Annotated in this window: 13 protein-coding genes; 3 read left to right on the plus strand and 10 right to left on the minus strand. The window is 44.8% G+C overall.

Going from position 1 to position 16,889, the window contains the following annotated elements:
- Positions 1 to 22: 22 nt before the first annotated feature.
- Positions 23 to 502, minus strand: coding sequence for a hypothetical protein (locus tag CLV25_RS06910; RefSeq protein WP_131838907.1), 480 nt, complete (start codon positions 500 to 502; stop codon positions 23 to 25).
- Positions 503 to 925: 423 nt separating this feature from the next.
- The gene (locus CLV25_RS06915; protein WP_131838908.1) at positions 926 to 1,816 is read right to left on the minus strand and encodes a LysR family transcriptional regulator; all 891 of its coding nucleotides are present in this window, start codon (positions 1,814 to 1,816) and stop codon (positions 926 to 928) included.
- A gap of 74 nt (positions 1,817 to 1,890) precedes the next feature.
- On the opposite strand from CLV25_RS06915, the gene hutH reads away from it, so the two are divergent.
- The 3 genes from hutH (at position 1,891) to hutG (ending at position 6,869) form a co-directional block, all read left to right on the plus strand.
- Positions 1,891 to 3,381 carry a histidine ammonia-lyase gene (hutH, locus tag CLV25_RS06920; protein ID WP_131838909.1) on the plus strand — a complete coding sequence of 497 codons (1,491 nt, stop codon included), beginning with the start codon at positions 1,891 to 1,893 and terminating at the stop codon, positions 3,379 to 3,381.
- 16 nt (positions 3,382 to 3,397) lie between these two features.
- Positions 3,398 to 5,395, plus strand: coding sequence for a urocanate hydratase (locus CLV25_RS06925; RefSeq protein ID WP_131838910.1), 1,998 nt, complete (start codon positions 3,398 to 3,400; stop codon positions 5,393 to 5,395).
- Positions 5,396 to 5,864: 469 nt separating this feature from the next.
- Positions 5,865 to 6,869 carry a formimidoylglutamase gene (gene hutG, locus CLV25_RS06930; protein ID WP_207895599.1) on the plus strand — a complete coding sequence of 335 codons (1,005 nt, stop codon included), beginning with the start codon at positions 5,865 to 5,867 and terminating at the stop codon, positions 6,867 to 6,869.
- Between the two features lie 167 nt (positions 6,870 to 7,036).
- Here hutG and CLV25_RS06935 read toward each other — a convergent pair whose 3' ends face one another.
- From CLV25_RS06935 to CLV25_RS06970, 8 genes are all read right to left on the minus strand, one after another.
- On the minus strand, positions 7,037 to 7,351 hold the full coding sequence (locus CLV25_RS06935; RefSeq protein ID WP_131838911.1) for a superoxide dismutase: 315 nt from the start codon (positions 7,349 to 7,351) through the stop codon (positions 7,037 to 7,039).
- Position 7,352: 1 nt separating this feature from the next.
- A complete protein-coding gene (locus CLV25_RS06940) occupies positions 7,353 to 8,144 on the minus strand; it encodes a PhzF family phenazine biosynthesis protein (protein ID WP_131838912.1) in 792 nt (263 codons plus the stop codon).
- Between the two features lie 195 nt (positions 8,145 to 8,339).
- Positions 8,340 to 8,768 (minus strand): hypothetical protein, encoded by a 429-nt coding sequence (locus tag CLV25_RS06945; protein ID WP_131838913.1) that lies wholly within the window; start codon positions 8,766 to 8,768, stop codon positions 8,340 to 8,342.
- A gap of 359 nt (positions 8,769 to 9,127) precedes the next feature.
- Entirely contained in the window at positions 9,128 to 10,678 is a 1,551-nt protein-coding gene (locus CLV25_RS06950) for a M20/M25/M40 family metallo-hydrolase (RefSeq protein ID WP_131838914.1), read from the minus strand.
- Between the two features lie 705 nt (positions 10,679 to 11,383).
- Positions 11,384 to 11,779, minus strand: a complete 396-nt coding sequence (locus CLV25_RS06955; RefSeq protein ID WP_131838915.1) for a hypothetical protein — start codon at positions 11,777 to 11,779, stop codon at positions 11,384 to 11,386.
- Between the two features lie 373 nt (positions 11,780 to 12,152).
- Positions 12,153 to 13,175: an IS110 family RNA-guided transposase gene (locus CLV25_RS06960; RefSeq protein WP_131838916.1), complete on the minus strand. Its 1,023-nt coding sequence runs from the start codon at positions 13,173 to 13,175 to the stop codon at positions 12,153 to 12,155.
- Positions 13,176 to 13,485: 310 nt separating this feature from the next.
- A complete protein-coding gene (locus CLV25_RS06965; protein ID WP_131838917.1) occupies positions 13,486 to 14,274 on the minus strand; it encodes a hypothetical protein in 789 nt (262 codons plus the stop codon).
- Positions 14,275 to 15,656: 1,382 nt separating this feature from the next.
- Entirely contained in the window at positions 15,657 to 16,586 is a 930-nt protein-coding gene (locus tag CLV25_RS06970) for a hypothetical protein (protein WP_131838918.1), read from the minus strand.
- Between the last annotated feature and the right edge of the window lie 303 nt (positions 16,587 to 16,889).

Below are 16,889 nucleotides of genomic sequence, written 5' to 3' on the forward strand. Positions count from 1 at the left end.
ATTGCTAAGGGGATTTCTCATTTTATAGAGCCTGAAGCACGGCCATAAACTCTCCCATGTGCTGCTGCGTATAGCCCTGTATGCAGGCAAAGATGGGCACAAAGATAATCATACCCAATAACGAGCCTTTACCCAATGCCTCGAACTTGTGCTCCTTCAGCAGAACGTACACAATCCATAGCACATTTAGGGTGATAATTATATGCGTGATCTGTGGAAACAGGTTAGCCTCGTTCCACGGCATCACAAACATCCCCATTGTTCCATAGTAGTACAACGGCAGCAGCGGAATGGCCAAAATGTAATCGCGCTTGGTGGTTTTGTATAGGACAAAGCACAGCAGGTATGCAATAGTAGCCAGCGAGCATGCATTAAAGGCAAGCCACTTGCCGATGCTCAGCTTTAGCATTGCCAAAAAGAAGTAGCCACTATTTAGTAAAGTGAGTAGCATTATAACGGACAGCGCAAGACCAACGACCTGCATCTTACTATTTGATGTCATGATTGATATTCTGTAAAATAAATGGTAATAGATTAACAACTACCCTATGTAGGCAGCATATAATCTGATATTGTAAGCATGCTGAAGCCTGCTCGAAAAGACATTTTCGAACTAAAGATCATTAACCTGCGGCTTCTGGAGGTCAACTAAGCTTCTATTACTAATTTTAGTACAGTTCTCATAACGCTATCGCTATAGTTTTAAATTCGGGTGCAAAAGTAGAAAATAAGCGCCCAATCGCAAGCATAATATTGATGGAAATACAGCAGAACACTTCCCAATACGGTATTTTTGCAGAACATTGCTTAGCAATCCTCCCTCCAGTGGCTAATACGAACAGTGGTGGTAAACAATCGAGAGGGAATTTGCCTGCTAATTTCTTCCGTAGGGCCGCTCAGCAGTGCATCTCTACCTCCTTCCCCGCTACTCCATCACTTGCAAGAAGCTGTTAAGGATTGGATTGGGGTTCTTACTGCTCCAAACCATCTTTAAGGTGGTGCGCTGGGGGATTTTCTTAAGCTCTACGAACTTAATTCCCATATCGTAGCCCAGCTTTAGCGATGTTGGCACGATGGAGACGCCAAAACCATTCTCCACCAGCCTAAAGATGGAGCTGGCGTTAACCGTATAGTGCGAAACGATAGGGGTAAAACCGCTAGTATCGAATATTTGCATAATGTTTACGTAGTACGACTCGCTAAACGAGGCATCGAAGAGGATAAATGACTCATCCTTCAGCTGCGAGAGGTCCTTAAAGCTCGCCTCGGTTATCGCATGATCCTTGGGAAGCACCAGCGAAAAGGTATCCTCGAAGACTGATCGTGTACTTAAGCCCCTTGGCATGCGCTCCATGCGCACAAAGCCGATATCGATCTCCTGCTTCAGCAGCGCCTGCACCTGCTCCTCGTTGCCCATCTCGTTTAGGCTAAAGATGATGTTGGGATGCTCGGTTCTGAACCTAAGGAGCAGCTCGGGAATCACCTTTTGCATGGCAGAACCGATGTAGCCCAATTTCAGGTTGCCGGCGATGCCGTCGTTCAGCAGCTTGGCATGGGCAACAATGTCGTCCAACCGCTTAAAGGTTTTGGTTAGCTCCTCCTGAAGGTACAATCCCGCCTGCGTAAGCTCCACCTTTCGGTTATGCCTCACGAATAACTTGATGCCAAGGTCATCCTCCAGCTGCTTTATCTGTCGGCTTAGTCCAGGTTGCGAGATGTACAGCCGCTCTGCAGCCTTTCTAAAGTGCAAATCCGTTGCTAGCGCAAGGAAATACTTCAGATGTCGGAACTCTATTTGATTACTTGTGGTTATCATATCTTGACAAAAGTAGTCTCATTCAGCATCAAAAATAGGAATAACTTTGTAATAAAATAAAAGCCTAACGAACTATGTTTAAATACGGAATCGATCACTTAACCGTTGATAAGACCATCGAGATTGCCCAAGGCAAGCTCAAGGCAGGGCTAACACCCGAGGCCATTAAAAAGGTAAACGATTGCAGAGCACATGTCGATGCAATTGCCAGCTCCGACAAGGCAGTTTACGGTATTAATACCGGTTTTGGTCCACTTTGCGATACACAAATCACCCCCGCCGAGACCAGCAAGCTGCAGGAAAACCTGATTATCACCCATGCCGTTGGCGTAGGAAACCCTATCGATAGGGAGCTGTCAAAAATCATGATGATATGTAAGGTTCACGCCCTCTGCCAAGGATTTTCGGGCATCCGCCTAGAGGTTGTGGAGCGTATCATATTCTTTATCGAGAACGATCTTCTTCCTGTAGTTCTAGAACAAGGTTCGGTAGGAGCATCCGGCGACCTTGTTCCACTATCGCACCTATTCCTAACGCTTTTAGGCGAAGGTGAATTCTGGCAAGGCGACGAGCGTGTTCCTGCCAAGGAGGTTTTGGCAAAGCATAACCTAGAACCCATCACGCTTGCGGCTAAGGAAGGCTTGGCCCTTATAAACGGAACACAGTTTATCCTTTCTCACGCCATTAAGGGATTACATAAGATGGCATACCTGCTCGATCTTGCCGATGTTGCCGGAGCAATGAGCCTCGAAGGATTCCAAGGAAGCGCTGCACCATTTAAAGAAGCGCTGCATACTATCCGCCCATTTAAGGGAAACCTTGTTGTTGCCGAGCGTATGCGTATGTTACTAAAGGATTCTCAGAATGTATCGTCGCATGTTAGCTGCGAACGCGTGCAGGACCCATATTCGTTACGCTGTATTCCACAGGTACACGGTGCAGCACGCAATGCATGGTATCACCTAAACGATATGGCAGAGATTGAGATGAATTCGGTAACCGATAATCCAATTGTACTAAGCGATACCGAAGCAATCTCGGGAGGAAACTTCCACGGACAACCGATGGCAAATGTTCAGGACTACTGCGCTAATGCTGCATCGATACTTGGAGGCATTTCGGATAGAAGAAGCTACCTGCTGCTCGAAGGAAAGTACGGTTTACCTCGCCTGCTTACAACTAGCGGCGGACTAAACTCTGGATACATGATTCCACAGTACACCACCGCTGCATTGGTTACCGAAAACAAGACGCTTTGCTTCCCCGCATCGGCTGATAGTATCCCAACATCGCTCGGACAGGAAGATTACGTTTCGATGGGTAGCATATCAGGACGAAAATTTAACCAAATACTGGGTAATCTCGAAAAGATATTCGCCATCGAGCTCATGTACGCCACACAAGCCATGGAGTTCAGACGTCCAAATAGGTTTTCACCAATCATAGAGGAGAACTTTAGGATTATTCGTAGCAAAGTTGCCAAGCTCGAAGACGATCGCGTGCTAAAGGATGATGTTACCGCCATGGTTGAGCTGGTAAAGGCACGAGCATTTGTTGTTAAGTAATAAAACAAAATAGAAAATGACATTTCAAGAACAGATACTACAGGGAATTCCAGCGGAGCTACCTGCAAGAAGAGAGATTCCAAAGGATGCCAACAGGGCTCCAAAGCGAAAGGACATACTATCGGTAGAAGAAAAGCAGCTTGCCATTCGCAATGCCCTTCGCTACTTCCCAAAGGAGTGGCACAAGGAGCTGGCAGCTGAGTTTGCTCAGGAACTGAAGGATTATGGACGTATATATATGTATCGTCTTAAACCTGAGTACAAGATGTACGCTCGTCCAATAGAGGAGTATCCTGCCAAGTGCCAGCAGGCAGCGGCAATCATGATGATGATACAGAATAACCTCGATCCTGCCGTTGCGCAGCACCCCGAGGAGCTGATTACCTACGGCGGCAACGGTGCGGTGTTCCAAAACTGGGCGCAATACCTGCTTACCATGCAGTATTTAGCCACCATGACCGACGAACAAACCTTGAATATGTACTCAGGTCACCCAATGGGGTTGTTCCCATCGTCGAAGGAGGCACCAAGAGTGGTTGTTACCAACGGGATGGTTATTCCGAACTACTCTTCGCCCGATCATTGGGAAAAGTTTAATGCTCTTGGCGTTTCGCAGTACGGACAGATGACTGCAGGATCGTATATGTACATCGGACCACAGGGTATTGTTCATGGAACTACCATTACCGTGATGAATGCCTTCCGTAAGATGCTGAAGAAGGGAGAATCTTCTAAAGGAAAGATATTCCTAACGGCAGGATTGGGCGGTATGAGCGGTGCTCAGCCAAAAGCTGGAGATATTGCGGGCTGTATTACCGTATGTGCCGAGGTTAATCCAAAGGCAGCAACCAAACGCTACGAGCAAGGTTGGGTTGATGTTCTAGTAGACTCTATGGATAATCTTATTGCACGTGTTAAACAGGCACAGGCAAACGAAGAGGTTGTATCCATTGCATACATCGGCAACGTGGTAGATGTTTGGGAGCGCTTTGATAAGGAAAATATCTTCGTACACATCGGTTCCGATCAAACATCGCTACATATTCCATGGACGGGAGGTTACTATCCTGCAGGAATTACGTACGAAGAGTCGAATCGAATGATTCGCGAGGAGCCAGAGCAGTTTAAGGTAAAAGTTCAGGAGTCTTTACGTCGTCATGCGGCTGCAATTAACCGCCACACGGCAAAAGGAACCTACTTCTTCGACTACGGCAACGCCTTCCTACTAGAAGCATCGCGTGCAGGTGCCGATATCATGGCGCCAAATGGAATCGACTTCAGATATCCTTCGTACGTACAAGATATTGTTGGACCTATGTGCTTCGACTACGGATTTGGTCCATTCCGTTGGGTGTGTGCGTCGGGTAAACCAGAGGATCTCGATCAAACTGACGAGATTGCAATGCGAGTTCTTCAGGAAATCATGGAGAATTCGCCAGAAGAGATCCAGCTTCAGATGCAGGACAACATCACCTGGATTAAAAACGCCAAGAAGAATAAGCTTGTGGTAGGTTCGCAGGCACGTATTCTTTACGCCGATGCCGAAGGACGCTCGAAAATTGCGGAAGCATTCAATAAAGCAATTGGCGAAGGCAAGATTGGACCAGTTGTGCTGGGTAGAGACCACCATGATGTGAGCGGAACCGACTCTCCTTTCCGCGAAACATCGAATATCTACGATGGTAGCAAGTTTACTGCCGACATGGCTATCCAAAATGTGATTGGCGATAGCTTTAGGGGCGCAACTTGGGTATCTATACACAACGGAGGCGGCGTTGGCTGGGGCGAAGTTATCAACGGAGGCTTTGGAATGTTCCTCGATGGAACTCAAGAGGCAGATGTTCGCCTTAAGAGAATGCTTCTTTACGATGTAAACAACGGTATTGCCCGTCGTAGCTGGGCTAGAAACGATGGAGCCCTCTTCGCCATTAAGCGCGAGATGGAGCGTACGCCTAGCCTAAAGATTACGCTTCCAAATATGGTTGAAGATGATCTTTTAAAGGGGCTTTTCTAAAATCGAAGAAGTTAAACGGAAGAATACGGAATATATACTGGAGTTAAACAGAATAATTCTGAAACTTTCGCATACCGTAGAACTAAGCACACCTTGCTAACAGGGGGATTATTGCTGCTTTTATTTGTTATTGTACCATAAGACTAAATTTTTTCATTAGTAGAAAAAATAGATAGTACGCAATAACGAATAATAGCCGCAGTCTATCCCCTCCTTGGGAGGGGCAAGGGGTGGGTAAAGCAGAAAAAAGGTACATCTCAACTAGAAGTAGTCCTAAACCCACCCTACCCCTCCAATGGAGGGGGTAACGTGCTACAATTATATATACTATTGAAATTTACCTAGTCTGTTGGCTATAGAAACAGCCTCTAACGAAAGGAGGAATTGCACTAATACTATTCTTAGTGCTAATTGCATTTTACAAGGTTCAATACTCAAGTCGAACCGACATTAATCAAATAAAGAAACAGTGAGTAGCGCTATTAATGCAGAGTATAAGCCTGCAGAAAGAGGCAACTGGGAGGGACGGAAATCGAATCCCGATATGGGAAACCAGTATTGGCACCAGCAGATAGAGCTGCTGGATATAAACAACTTCACAAAGCAGCTCCCGGGGCTACCTCCTATTGATGTTGCTCTTCTTGGCTACGTTTGCGACGAGGGAGTGCGGAGAAATCGAGGACGAATTGGCGCTCACGAAGGACCTAAAGCAATTCGCGAAAGGCTGGCGAAGCTTCCCATCCACTTTGAATCAAAACGTGTGGTTGATGCGGGCGATATTATTTGCGTTGACGATGATATGGAAGCCTGCCAGAAGATGTTTTCCATGGCAATAGCTGATTTGCTAAAGCAAAACGTCTTCCCTATAGCCCTTGGAGGCGGACACGACATGGCTTACGGTCACTTTATGGGTATTTGGGATGCCATTAACCATACCAACAAGCGTAGAGTTGCCATTATAAACTTTGATGCGCACTTCGATCTTCGTCCGGTAGAGGGAAGAGGAAATTCAGGAACCCCTTTCAACCAAATTCTATCGGAATTCGAGGAAATGGACGAGCATGTCGACTACTTTGCCATAGGAATTCAGCAGCAATCGAATACAAAAGAGCTGTTTGAGATCGCCAAACGGGAAAATGTAAGCTATGCCATAAACTACGACTGCGAATCGTCGAGCATGGAGATGGAAGCGCTAAAGAATAGGTTAAACCCCATAATTGAAAGGAATGATTACCTCTACATTTCTTTAGACTTAGATGGTTTTTCATCGGCATACGCTCCAGGAGTTAGCGCCCCATCGCCACTTGGATTTACACCTTACTTTGTTTTTAAATTGCTAAGCTTTCTTTTTGCAACGCAAAAGGTAATCGCCTTCGATATTGCCGAATTAAATCCATCTATTGATAGGGACAGGCATACGGCTAACCTTGCAGCAAAGATTGTTGATTTTGTTGTGATGAACTACAACGTATAAAGGATTGTATAGAATGATAACCAATAAGTCGAAGACTATATTGGCTCTTGTAAGTAGAAATAATTTTTGCGTGTTCTTATAGTAGTATTTACCGCCTTCTTAAACCACATAGTAACAAACGCGGTAGGGGGTATAAAGAGATATTCTTTATATCCCCTTTTTACGTATTATGCATTCTCGTCTTTAGGCGGTTTTGTTGCTTTCATTAATCTTTGATATCCTGTGTAAGGTCTTAGCTCCATAACCTCAAACTTAATAAGCTTCTTTTTTGCTAAAGGTAGCGTATCGAGCAGCTCTATTGCTTTTTCTTTGCTTTCGCATTCGAGGCTTATCACGGCACAATAGTGCTCGTTAAAGTATATTTCGCGTAGATATCCCGAAAAGTATAGCTCGTAAACCTGCTTTGCCTCTGCCTCCAGTGTTTCCTTTTCGGCATCCCAGTTTACACCTTCTTGTTCCCGTTCTATAGCAAGTATTTTCATACTATTCGATGTTTATTTCTCCAATCATGTAAAGTTTTGCCTCTCCACCAATCAGGCATCTATCGTTTCGGTATTCGCAGCTCAACTTACCCCCGCGGACCGAGAGCTGCTCTGCCGTTAGCTGCGTTTTGCCTAGCTTCTTCCACCAAATAGGAATAAGTGAAGTGTGTGCTGAGCCGGTTACCGGATCTTCGTTAATTCCTGCCTGTGGGGCAAAGAATCTCGACACGAAATCGGCATCGTTTCCTTTTGCGGTTACAATTAACCCTCTTCCCGGTAGCTTCGCAATCTCCTGAAAATTGGGTTTGAGCGTTCGAACCTCTTCTTCCGAATCAACTATGGCAATATAGTCTGTTTTTCCCCTGTATGCCTCCTTTGGCTGAATGCCTATACCGCTCCTAATTTGGTCTAAGCCATGGTAAGGAGTTAAGGTGTCGGTAGGGAAATCTAAGTATAGCATTTTGCCTTTCTGGAAAACCCTCAATTCTCCGCTTCGTGGCGATACGAAAACCACTTCCGGCTCCTTTTGCCCTAAGCATTCGAATAAAACAAATGCCGCTGCTAGCGTAGCATGTCCGCAGAGATCCACTTCTACGGCGGGTGTAAACCATCTGATCTCGTAGATGCTGTTTTTGGGTACAACGAATGCGGTTTCTGCTAGATTATTCTCTGCAGCAATAGCCTGCATTATACCTTCGTTAATCCATCTATCCAGAATGCATACAGCAGCAGGATTTCCTGAAAATAGCTTATCTGCAAATGCATCAACCTGATAAATCTTAATTTTTTTCATCCGAATAAGCTGTTTTTCATCGGTTGGTTTTTTCGTTATGACGCTTAAGATAGAAAATAACGAGGTGTATTTTGCAATATTTATAGTGTAGGCAGCTTGTCTGGTCAATAAAAAAGGTCGAAGCCGTAGCATTCGACCTTACCTTAGCATAAGCTGCTAAAGTTGCTTTACATATTTGCCCATGAATATCTTTTATTATTCGACTACTATCTGCTTTTCGAAAAATGTTCCATTCGCACGCTTAAACTTTAGCAGATAGGTGCCTTTTTCTTCGAGCTTAAGGTTGAACTTCTCGCCATTTAGGAAAACCAATGCTTGCGTACAGTTTACAGGTTCGGTTGGTGCTTGCCCCCATACTTCAACAATCACCGTCTTATTCGATTTTGCGATTTCGAAGTTGGAGAAGTGGTAACAACCCGTAGGACCAACATATCCGTACAGCAAAATATCGAAAGCATTGTTTGCGGTTATCTTTTCGGGTACCTTAACGCTATCAATTGCTATAAGATACTTACCGGTAAGCTTGCCATCGTCTACTACTGTTGCGTCTTTTGTACAAGAAGATGCCCATGTAGCCAGTACCGAGAGGCCAAGAACAGCTGCGATTACTTTAAACGATTTCATATTGTTGCGGTTTGATTGCTTACTATTTGGTTGATTAGTTTTCTTCTTTGATTTTAGAATTTGGCAAGCTGATGCACAAACCCTATTCCTTACGTTAAGTTTTTACGGTAGATGTTAAAGACAACTTTCATGCCAAAGTGCAATACTTATAGTACAAGATTAATTAGCGGCTTGTTTACTTTCTACTGGTGGTTACATTATTAGCTTGTTATATATTGACGATGCTAAAAGTAAGGGCTTACTGCAAAAAGGGGCAACAATCATGTTGCCCCTTTTTTATTTAACGTCTGCTTAACGTTGTAAAAGCATTCACAACGTTGTCCCGACGCGCTTGTACTGCCGTTAGGGCTATATGCCCGTTATCTATTTTCGCCAAACTCCTTTGCCAAATCCAGCATATTCAGGAAGCTAAGCTTGGTGATGCGCTGAATCTTCTCGGGATCGATCTTTTCGGCTGTGTCCGTTGGCTTATGGTAGTCGGGATGGTTGCCGGCTGCCCAGCCCATAAACGGAACGTTGCGCTCGTAGAATGGACCATGATCGCTCCAGTATCCACCTTCGGTAGGAGCATTCGAAAGACGGAGTATTCCGCCCAGCTTGGCGTTGTTGGCCTCCACGATCTCCTTAATGCGGGGCAGCTTATCGAGAAAGAAGAAGTGTGCGCGTAGCCTGGCGGTATCCTCAGCAGCATTCCTGCCAATCATATCGTAGTTTACGTACATGCCGGTTCTATCAAGCGGAAATATCGGATTACGGGCGTAGTAGGTAGAGCCAATCAGCCCCTTCTCCTCGCCAGTCCACAGCGCAAAGATGATATTTACCTTAGGCTTGATGCCCGACTCCTTAAGCGCCTTAGCCAGCATTATGATTCCTGCTGTACCGCTGGCGTTATCGTCGGCACCCGGGTAGAGCACGCCGTTAAACATGCCGTGATGGTCGTAGTGCGCACCAACAATGATGCAGCGGGTGGTATCCTCACCGGCAACCATCCCCAATACGTTACGATCCTTAAGCGGGGTAGCGGTAATATCGCCCGAAAGGGAAATCTTAATACGTGTTTGAACCGCCTTGAAGCGGGCATCAAGTGGCGCATCTACCTCCACTCCCGATTGCTTTAGCGCCGATGATATCATCGCCTTCGACAGGCTTACCCTGAGTATTGGCGCATTGTACGCTTCGGCAGGGATGCCCATCACATCGTCGAACGATGAGGTAACCGGTCCACGGTGCGGACGCTTCTCTGCAATCTCGGTTGAGGTACGAAGGTATATGATGGCTGCAGGCTTGCGCTTGGTTAGCTCGCTCTCCTGATTGTCTAGAATGGATGAAATCTTTTCGTTGCTGAGCCCTTTGGCGGCAATGGGCGATGCCATCAGCCGCTCCTTGGTGAGCGGAAGCACCACCACCAGCTTTCCCTTGATATCCTGCTTGCCGTAGCTGTCTATCCCAAGCTCGGGCAGGCAAAGTCCGTAGCCAACGTACACCACCTCGCCCGCGAGAGAAAATCCGTTGGTAAGACGACGGTTGGCTATAAGGTAATCGGCATCGGGAGTTGGAACAACCGTACCAGCAGCCGACTCGATGCTCATGCGCTGGTTGGTTGGGGCAGAGTAGCGGTAAAGATCGAAGCTCTGAAAGTAGCCACGCTTCCCGTTTACCCTATCGCCAGCCGGCGACACCCCGTAGTGGGTAAACATGGTGGCAATGTATTCCGAGGCAAGCGCTGCTCCCCTTTCGGAGGTGTATCGTCCCTCAAGTAAGGGCGAAGCCAGAAAGCCAACGTGCGCGCTAATGGCCGATGTGGTTATGGCATCCAACCCCTTCTGCGTTGCTGCATCCTGCGCTTCTGCGCGTATGGTAAATGCGCCAATGGCTATTGCCAGTAGCGCTAGTGCTCTGTTCCTTTTCATGGCGTAGTGTTAGAGATAATAGTGGGGCAAAGAAGGGAAAAAATGGGCGAGCTACGGATAGTAACGATGTTAAAGATGCTAAATGAATTATTATCGAGGACGCGCTTAGGGCGTTAAAGGAAGTGGCGCGAAGCGACATCCCGCCTTAGCGGGATCAAAGAATGTAAATGGCGTAGATTCCGAGCTCATTATCCTCCCGCCTAAGCGGGAGGTAGGGGTGGGGTATACATCTGCATATAAGTATAGTGCTTTGTTTGGCGAAGGCTCCAGCCTTCGTCAATTCTATCATTGCAGGCTATAGCTTGCAGACATAGATTCGACTGAGGAACAGCCTCCGCCGAACAAAGAAGATCAACATTAACGGAGCGGGGTAGAGACGTACGGCCGTGCATCTGGTAAGAATAGAAACAAACCCCAATCAAGGTTCGTTAACCCTGTTTATTACCCTTTATTTCGAGACGCATACAATGCGTCTCTACGCGCAACGATTATTCGAAGCTCTAGAGACGCGATGTTCGCGTCTCTTTTTTCAAGCAATCATTTAATTGCGGTTTAAGACCGCTACTTATATTCGAAATAGCCACAGACTATGCCGAGCCTCGTACTTCGATTATACTACGCTCAGCAGAGGGGTTCTAGACCGAGCGATGTCTACGACTTCATCCTTTCTAATTGACGGCCTACCACCCGCAATATAGCTCTCGGCTATATATTACTACTATTCTCCTTTAATTCTGCCATTCGTTTTTTATCTACATAATGTGTGGCATACTGCTCTTCAATAGCTTTACTGCCCGATTGGCTAAACCTTAATCGACGACTTAATCGTTTACCCATTTGATTATATGCTGTCCAAGAGCTTTCCAAATCTAGCTCAACAGCGTATCTTCTAATAAGCTTATTTACCAGCGAAAGCTTCACCAAATCAACACTACATACTTCCTCTAAACAATCGACCTTACCCAACTGCCAGCTTTCATAATCGCTTTCCGACAAAAAGTTAAGCTGCAAGAGTACGTCTACAGCGCAAACATAACCCTTTAAGTAACGATTCGAGTGAACCAATCTTTTTATCTCTTTCTCTAATTCTTTATTACTCATCGAAACTTCCTATTTAAAACAAATTTGTTAAACCCCACGTTAGGCAAAGTCCCGCTGCTAAGCGTAGGCTCTGCCTACGCTTTTGTTCTTTGCGGCCTTCGTCCGTTTTTGTATCAGGCCTGAGGCCTTGGTTACAGGAGCGTAGCGAGGACGCTACGAATTCTATGGTTAATCCAAATGTTTAGCGTTAAAACATCCCTTCTTGATTTAGCAAACAAAGGTACATTTCGACAGCAGGACATCAAGGCCAAGCCCTTCGGGTTTTATAAAAAATCTCCACCCTACGGGTTGTATTTTTCATAAAAGCCTTGACTTTCCTGCTGCCTCCACGAAAAGGGTGTTTACCAAATCAAGGAAGAGATCAAGCATCCCGCTATGCTGCTTCCGCAAGCGGATGCTTGAAATTTATGTCGTACTGCTGATGCTTTTTTACTACAGCAAACATCATATGTATAAGCTTATTTCGAACGTTGTTAATTATCAAAAGGCTATGCTTCCCCTCCTTCTTCTTTCGTTCGAAATAGGCCTTTAGCACAGGATTATAGGTTACGGCTGTTCTGGCAGCTTGCGTGAGCAAAACTTTCATCGGCTTGTTTGCAAGGTGGCTCACCCTGGTCTTCCCCCTTACACTCGTGCCTGATCTATGTTCAAAGGGGACTACGCCACAGTAGCAGCCAAACTTCCTCGCGCTGTCAAATAGCGTAAAGTTGCCTGTAAGCACCATAACCATCAGCGCGTTAATTGTACCAATACCCTTAATGGAGGTTAGCAGCTGATAGTTTTCCATCAAGCCGACATCTTGCAGAAGCAGCTCGTTCATTCGCCCCTCAGCAGCTTTAACCTGCTTCTCCATTTCAGCAGCGAGCCGCTGGCTATCCTCACCGATGAACCGTACTGAGGCGCTTGACTGCTTAACCCGGGTAAGCTCCCTTGCCGCCTTCGAGAGGCTTCCTTTTACTTTTATTAACCGATCCCTGTAGGATAGCAAATCCTTGATCTCCTCAAGAATTCCCGAAGATGGCCTGTAGAGCTTTGCCCTATCTTCGAATCGCATGGCGTACCTAGCAATGGCGGTAGCATCTACAGGGTCTGTTTTCTCTCGGCTCATGCCCTTCGATAGCTTTATTTGAAGAGCCGATTCTAGCCAAAAATCAATTCCTTTATCATGAGTACATTGGGCAAGCCCATAGGAGTAAAGGCCTGTATGCTCGCCGCAGATAAGCCAGCTATCAGGTGTACACCGTGTCTTTTCCAGTATCCACGCAATAAGCGCCTCAAATCCCTGCGCGCTATTTTCAAACTTACCAACCCCTAAAAGGGTATCGCTGCCTCTTGCTACCAACGACGCATCCAGGGTTAACTTGGAGAAATCAATTCCAATGAAGAACTTTTTCATACTTTTGATTTTAAGTATTTACTGGAGTTAACCAATAGCTGCTTGCACCAATACTCTTAGTAGGTTTCGTCTAGAATTCTATCTGGTGTCTATCAGCTTGACTGGCTTAGGTCTGATTCGTAGCCTAAATTATATTTAGCTCAGCGGTAAGTTTACCCATGCCAGTCGGTTAACTCCTTCCTTTATACAACAAAGGAAGGGGGTAACCTTGCTTTCTTTTTCTTTATTTGATCTCCAAAACTAAGAGCTCAGCGAGGGCCGAGCCTTGTTGTTCGATTATACTACTACACTACGCTCAGCAGAGGGCTAGTTATTTCATTGTCTTTGAATAAACATTTATATAATCCTCTTGAGAGTTTATCAGTTTATGATTATCAAGATAGAAGTACATAGTTCCTATACTAGTTTTTGTGTCATTATATACAGTATCTTGTTTATCATTATACATTCCGAAATTTCTCAAGTAAACCCCTTTGTTTTTCCCTATTTGATATTCTCCTTTAAAAATAATTTTTACATTATCTCTAATTAAAATATGCTGCCACGTATCATTATCATTGAAAATGAAGTAAGAAAATTCATTCCTTGAGTTTGAAATCCACTTACCAATTATAAATAATTTAGTCTCTTCTCTTTCTTTAAATTCAGGGAATTGTTTTTCAATTATTTTCAAACTGTCATTGTTCATTCTTAAATCAACTTCGAGTTGTTGTATTTTTTCATTTTGATAAACGGCTAATGCCCCAAACATTAAACTTAAAACAGTGCCTATAATTGCGATATAATCTTTAACCTTTGAAAGTTTCTTATCCTTTTTCTTTTCTTTATTCTCTAGAAGTAATTCAGTTATTATAGATTTATATCCACCTTTTTGTAAAAATAGGATTCCAGTTCCATTCAATTTTACGAATGCATCTTTTCCATCTTTGGTCGTAGCATCTCTAAAATCAATATATCCTTCATTCCCTATATTTTGTAAAATAGAATAGCAAATATCAATATCTAAATCAAGACGTGTACTAATTTCAGATATGCAAGTACTCTTTAATTCAGCAACTGTTTCAAGCAGACTTTGTTTAAGTTCTAGATTATTGTTCATTTTTTCTTTTTATAATTAGCCCCAACGTTTGGCGGTATGGGCAGCAAGCGCTTGCGGGCTTCCGTTCACTCATCCTGCACAGCGGCTGCGGCGGCGCAGCAAGCTACCGCCTACCACTTACCCGCTTGTTGACTTTACCGTGTGTTGGTTGCAGTTATTTATTTTTTTGATTTTTAGGTATAATCTTAAATCCAAATATACCCATATTATAGTTTATCTTTATAAAATTTCTTGCGCCATAATAAGTAGCTGAATCAACATGAACCCACCCACTTGAGCTCCAATCATCCCATTGGTGATCATAAATGTAAACTTTGTAAATTGATTGTCCTAAAATATTATGTGTAATTTTTCTTTTACAATTCTCATATAAGCAAGTATCTATTGTGCGGAAACTCACAAAATAATTAATCTTAAAAAAAATAAAAACAATCAAACTGAAATAACTTAATGTCTCCAAACCCTTAATCAATCCTATTTTTTTTACAATTGAATTAAATCATAAGTTAAAAAGAGTTAATAGAATAGAGATTATCAAAGATCCTAGTAACACAAACATAAAAAACACAAATGGAATTAATGTCGCAGCAACAGTTCTAAATGAAGAAAACAACAAAGTTAAACTAGCAAAAAACACAAGAAATCCTATTACTATAGAATTTCTACAAATTTTTAAAATTATCTCGACTAATCTATTTTGGAGTTTTTTTAGATTCATATTAATGGTCTTATTTTATCTAGGATGATGTATGGGTAATTGCAACCAACTCGTTTATAGGTCTGACTTTATCAGACATATCCTGCCAATTTTGGGTGTATATGTCTGATTGGTGTTAGTTTTTTTATAGTTAACCGCAAACCTACCCCTCCCGAACAGGGCGTAAACGAAGCGCTCTTCAGCTACCCTGCTTACCTAAGATCTGCGGTTATAAGCTGCCTCTAATTTAGCCGCTTTTCCTTAACGATGTTCGCCAAATACAAAATAGTTTTAGCTTAACGAACAAAAAATAATGCTACCCAGGATATGTTACGGCTCCTTTCTTAGGCTATGGGACACTAATGGCGATAAGCCTGAAGCATAGATTCGGCTGAAGTGTTCCCAAAGCCGTACCCCGAGCGGAGTCGAGGGGGAAGTCGAGGTGCTCCCCGAGCGGAGCCGAGGGGAGGAGTACCTTGTAGATGAGTTCCTCTCGGCTCCGCTCGAGGAACGGTAACCCCCTAGCTATATGCCTATCTTTCATTCTATTTATCTATCTATCATCCTATCTATTCCTCGATCCGTTCCCCTATCCTTCCCCCGAGTCGTACCCCGAGTCGTACTCCGAGCTGTTCCCCGAGCTGCTCCCCGAGCGGAGTCGAGGGGGAAAGTCGAGGGGGAGTGTTTAGTTCATCCCCTCAATCTTCTTCAGCATTACCTCTAGGCGTAGCGGGGTATTGTCGGCTACGGTAAACTGCTGGGTGTGCGTTTCGCAGCCAATCTTTTCTACCGTCATCTCGTAGATGTCGAACTCGCGCTTGTTGTTGCGCACCTCTCCGGTTTTGCGCGTCACCCTGTTGAGCAGCACGTAGGGCTTATCCTTTACCTTTTTGGTGGTTGACCGCACCACCACCCGGGCATTCTCCTCGGGTTTGCCGGTTTCGCTGTTCAGCACGGTGATGGTAAAGAGCAGCTCGGAGTACTCCTTCTTGTTGCGTACCTCGGTATAGCCCTTGTACTCGGCGGGGTGGGTTAGGCTGATGATCTCCACCACCATGTCGGTTTCGGTTAGCAGCTCCTTACTTTCTGCAATAAGCGCCTCCAGCTCGTCCCTTTTTAGGCGCTTCTCCTCGTTGTACCTATCCTGCGCGGTACTGGCAGCAACGAGCTGCTGTAGGTACGATTCAACTACGTCTATATCTTCGTCGTATATGTTATAGGCGTTGAGCTTGGCAATGTTTTCGCGGCCAATTTTTGCCACTGTTTCTACGATGGTCTCAAGGCTTTTGTGCGAGGTACGCTGTATTTCGGCACGGGTGGTGTGCAGCTCGGTTGCCATAGAGATGTTGCCCTGCGAGATAAAGTACACCTCTTCGGCTTTCATGATGGCATACAGCTGCGGAACTAGCTTGTCGGTTGCGGAGCTTACGGCTACCGCTATCGACTTATTCTCCGTTTCGATAAGCTCTATCAGCTTTTCGATTTTAGCAGCTTGCGCATCGATTTTGACCTCTAGATCTTGGATGGCCTTCATGCTAGTAAAAATTTCGTTACCCTTTAGATACTTGCTTACTCCCAACATCATTCGAAGGAATACCTTGTTAGACTCTTTCATACGGTTAGTTTTTAGTGTTGTGTTATTTGGTGTTTTCATTTAGCCGAAGCCAACGCCCGTGCTACAGGCGATGAGCTCGCCACTGCTAGAAGCTACTAATGAGCATTAGTTTCCGACCCTTTAAACTTACTACTGCTAAGCTACATATCTACTGTAGAAAATACCTGTTTTGCAAAAACAGGTATAAATACGGGGTCGATCCGTGTTTTTGGCGGAATATACGTTTCCACTTGTCTTCCCCTATCCGTACCCCTATCCGTACCCCGAGCAGAGCCGAGGTGCTCCCCGAGCGGAGTCGAGGGG

Origin of the sequence: Acetobacteroides hydrogenigenes, assembly GCF_004340205.1 — a bacterium.
Classification (GTDB): Bacteria; Bacteroidota; Bacteroidia; order Bacteroidales; family ZOR0009; genus Acetobacteroides; species Acetobacteroides hydrogenigenes.

What these genes read in the sequence shown, in the direction of transcription:
- CLV25_RS06935 (WP_131838911.1), bottom strand. Translation starts at nt 7,351, where the DNA reads ATGAAAATACTTGCTATAGAACGGGAACAAGAAGGTGTAAACTGGGAT.
- CLV25_RS06955 (WP_131838915.1), bottom strand. Translation starts at nt 11,779, where the DNA reads ATGAGTAATAAAGAATTAGAGAAAGAGATAAAAAGATTGGTTCACTCG.
- hutH (WP_131838909.1), top strand. Translation starts at nt 1,891, where the DNA reads ATGTTTAAATACGGAATCGATCACTTAACCGTTGATAAGACCATCGAG.
- CLV25_RS06965 (WP_131838917.1), bottom strand. Translation starts at nt 14,274, where the DNA reads ATGAACAATAATCTAGAACTTAAACAAAGTCTGCTTGAAACAGTTGCT.
- CLV25_RS06970 (WP_131838918.1), bottom strand. Translation starts at nt 16,586, where the DNA reads ATGAAAGAGTCTAACAAGGTATTCCTTCGAATGATGTTGGGAGTAAGC.
- CLV25_RS06950 (WP_131838914.1), bottom strand. Translation starts at nt 10,678, where the DNA reads ATGAAAAGGAACAGAGCACTAGCGCTACTGGCAATAGCCATTGGCGCA.
- CLV25_RS06925 (WP_131838910.1), top strand. Translation starts at nt 3,398, where the DNA reads ATGACATTTCAAGAACAGATACTACAGGGAATTCCAGCGGAGCTACCT.
- CLV25_RS06960 (WP_131838916.1), bottom strand. Translation starts at nt 13,175, where the DNA reads ATGAAAAAGTTCTTCATTGGAATTGATTTCTCCAAGTTAACCCTGGAT.
- CLV25_RS06915 (WP_131838908.1), bottom strand. Translation starts at nt 1,816, where the DNA reads ATGATAACCACAAGTAATCAAATAGAGTTCCGACATCTGAAGTATTTC.
- CLV25_RS06945 (WP_131838913.1), bottom strand. Translation starts at nt 8,768, where the DNA reads ATGAAATCGTTTAAAGTAATCGCAGCTGTTCTTGGCCTCTCGGTACTG.
- CLV25_RS06910 (WP_131838907.1), bottom strand. Translation starts at nt 502, where the DNA reads ATGACATCAAATAGTAAGATGCAGGTCGTTGGTCTTGCGCTGTCCGTT.
- CLV25_RS06940 (WP_131838912.1), bottom strand. Translation starts at nt 8,144, where the DNA reads ATGAAAAAAATTAAGATTTATCAGGTTGATGCATTTGCAGATAAGCTA.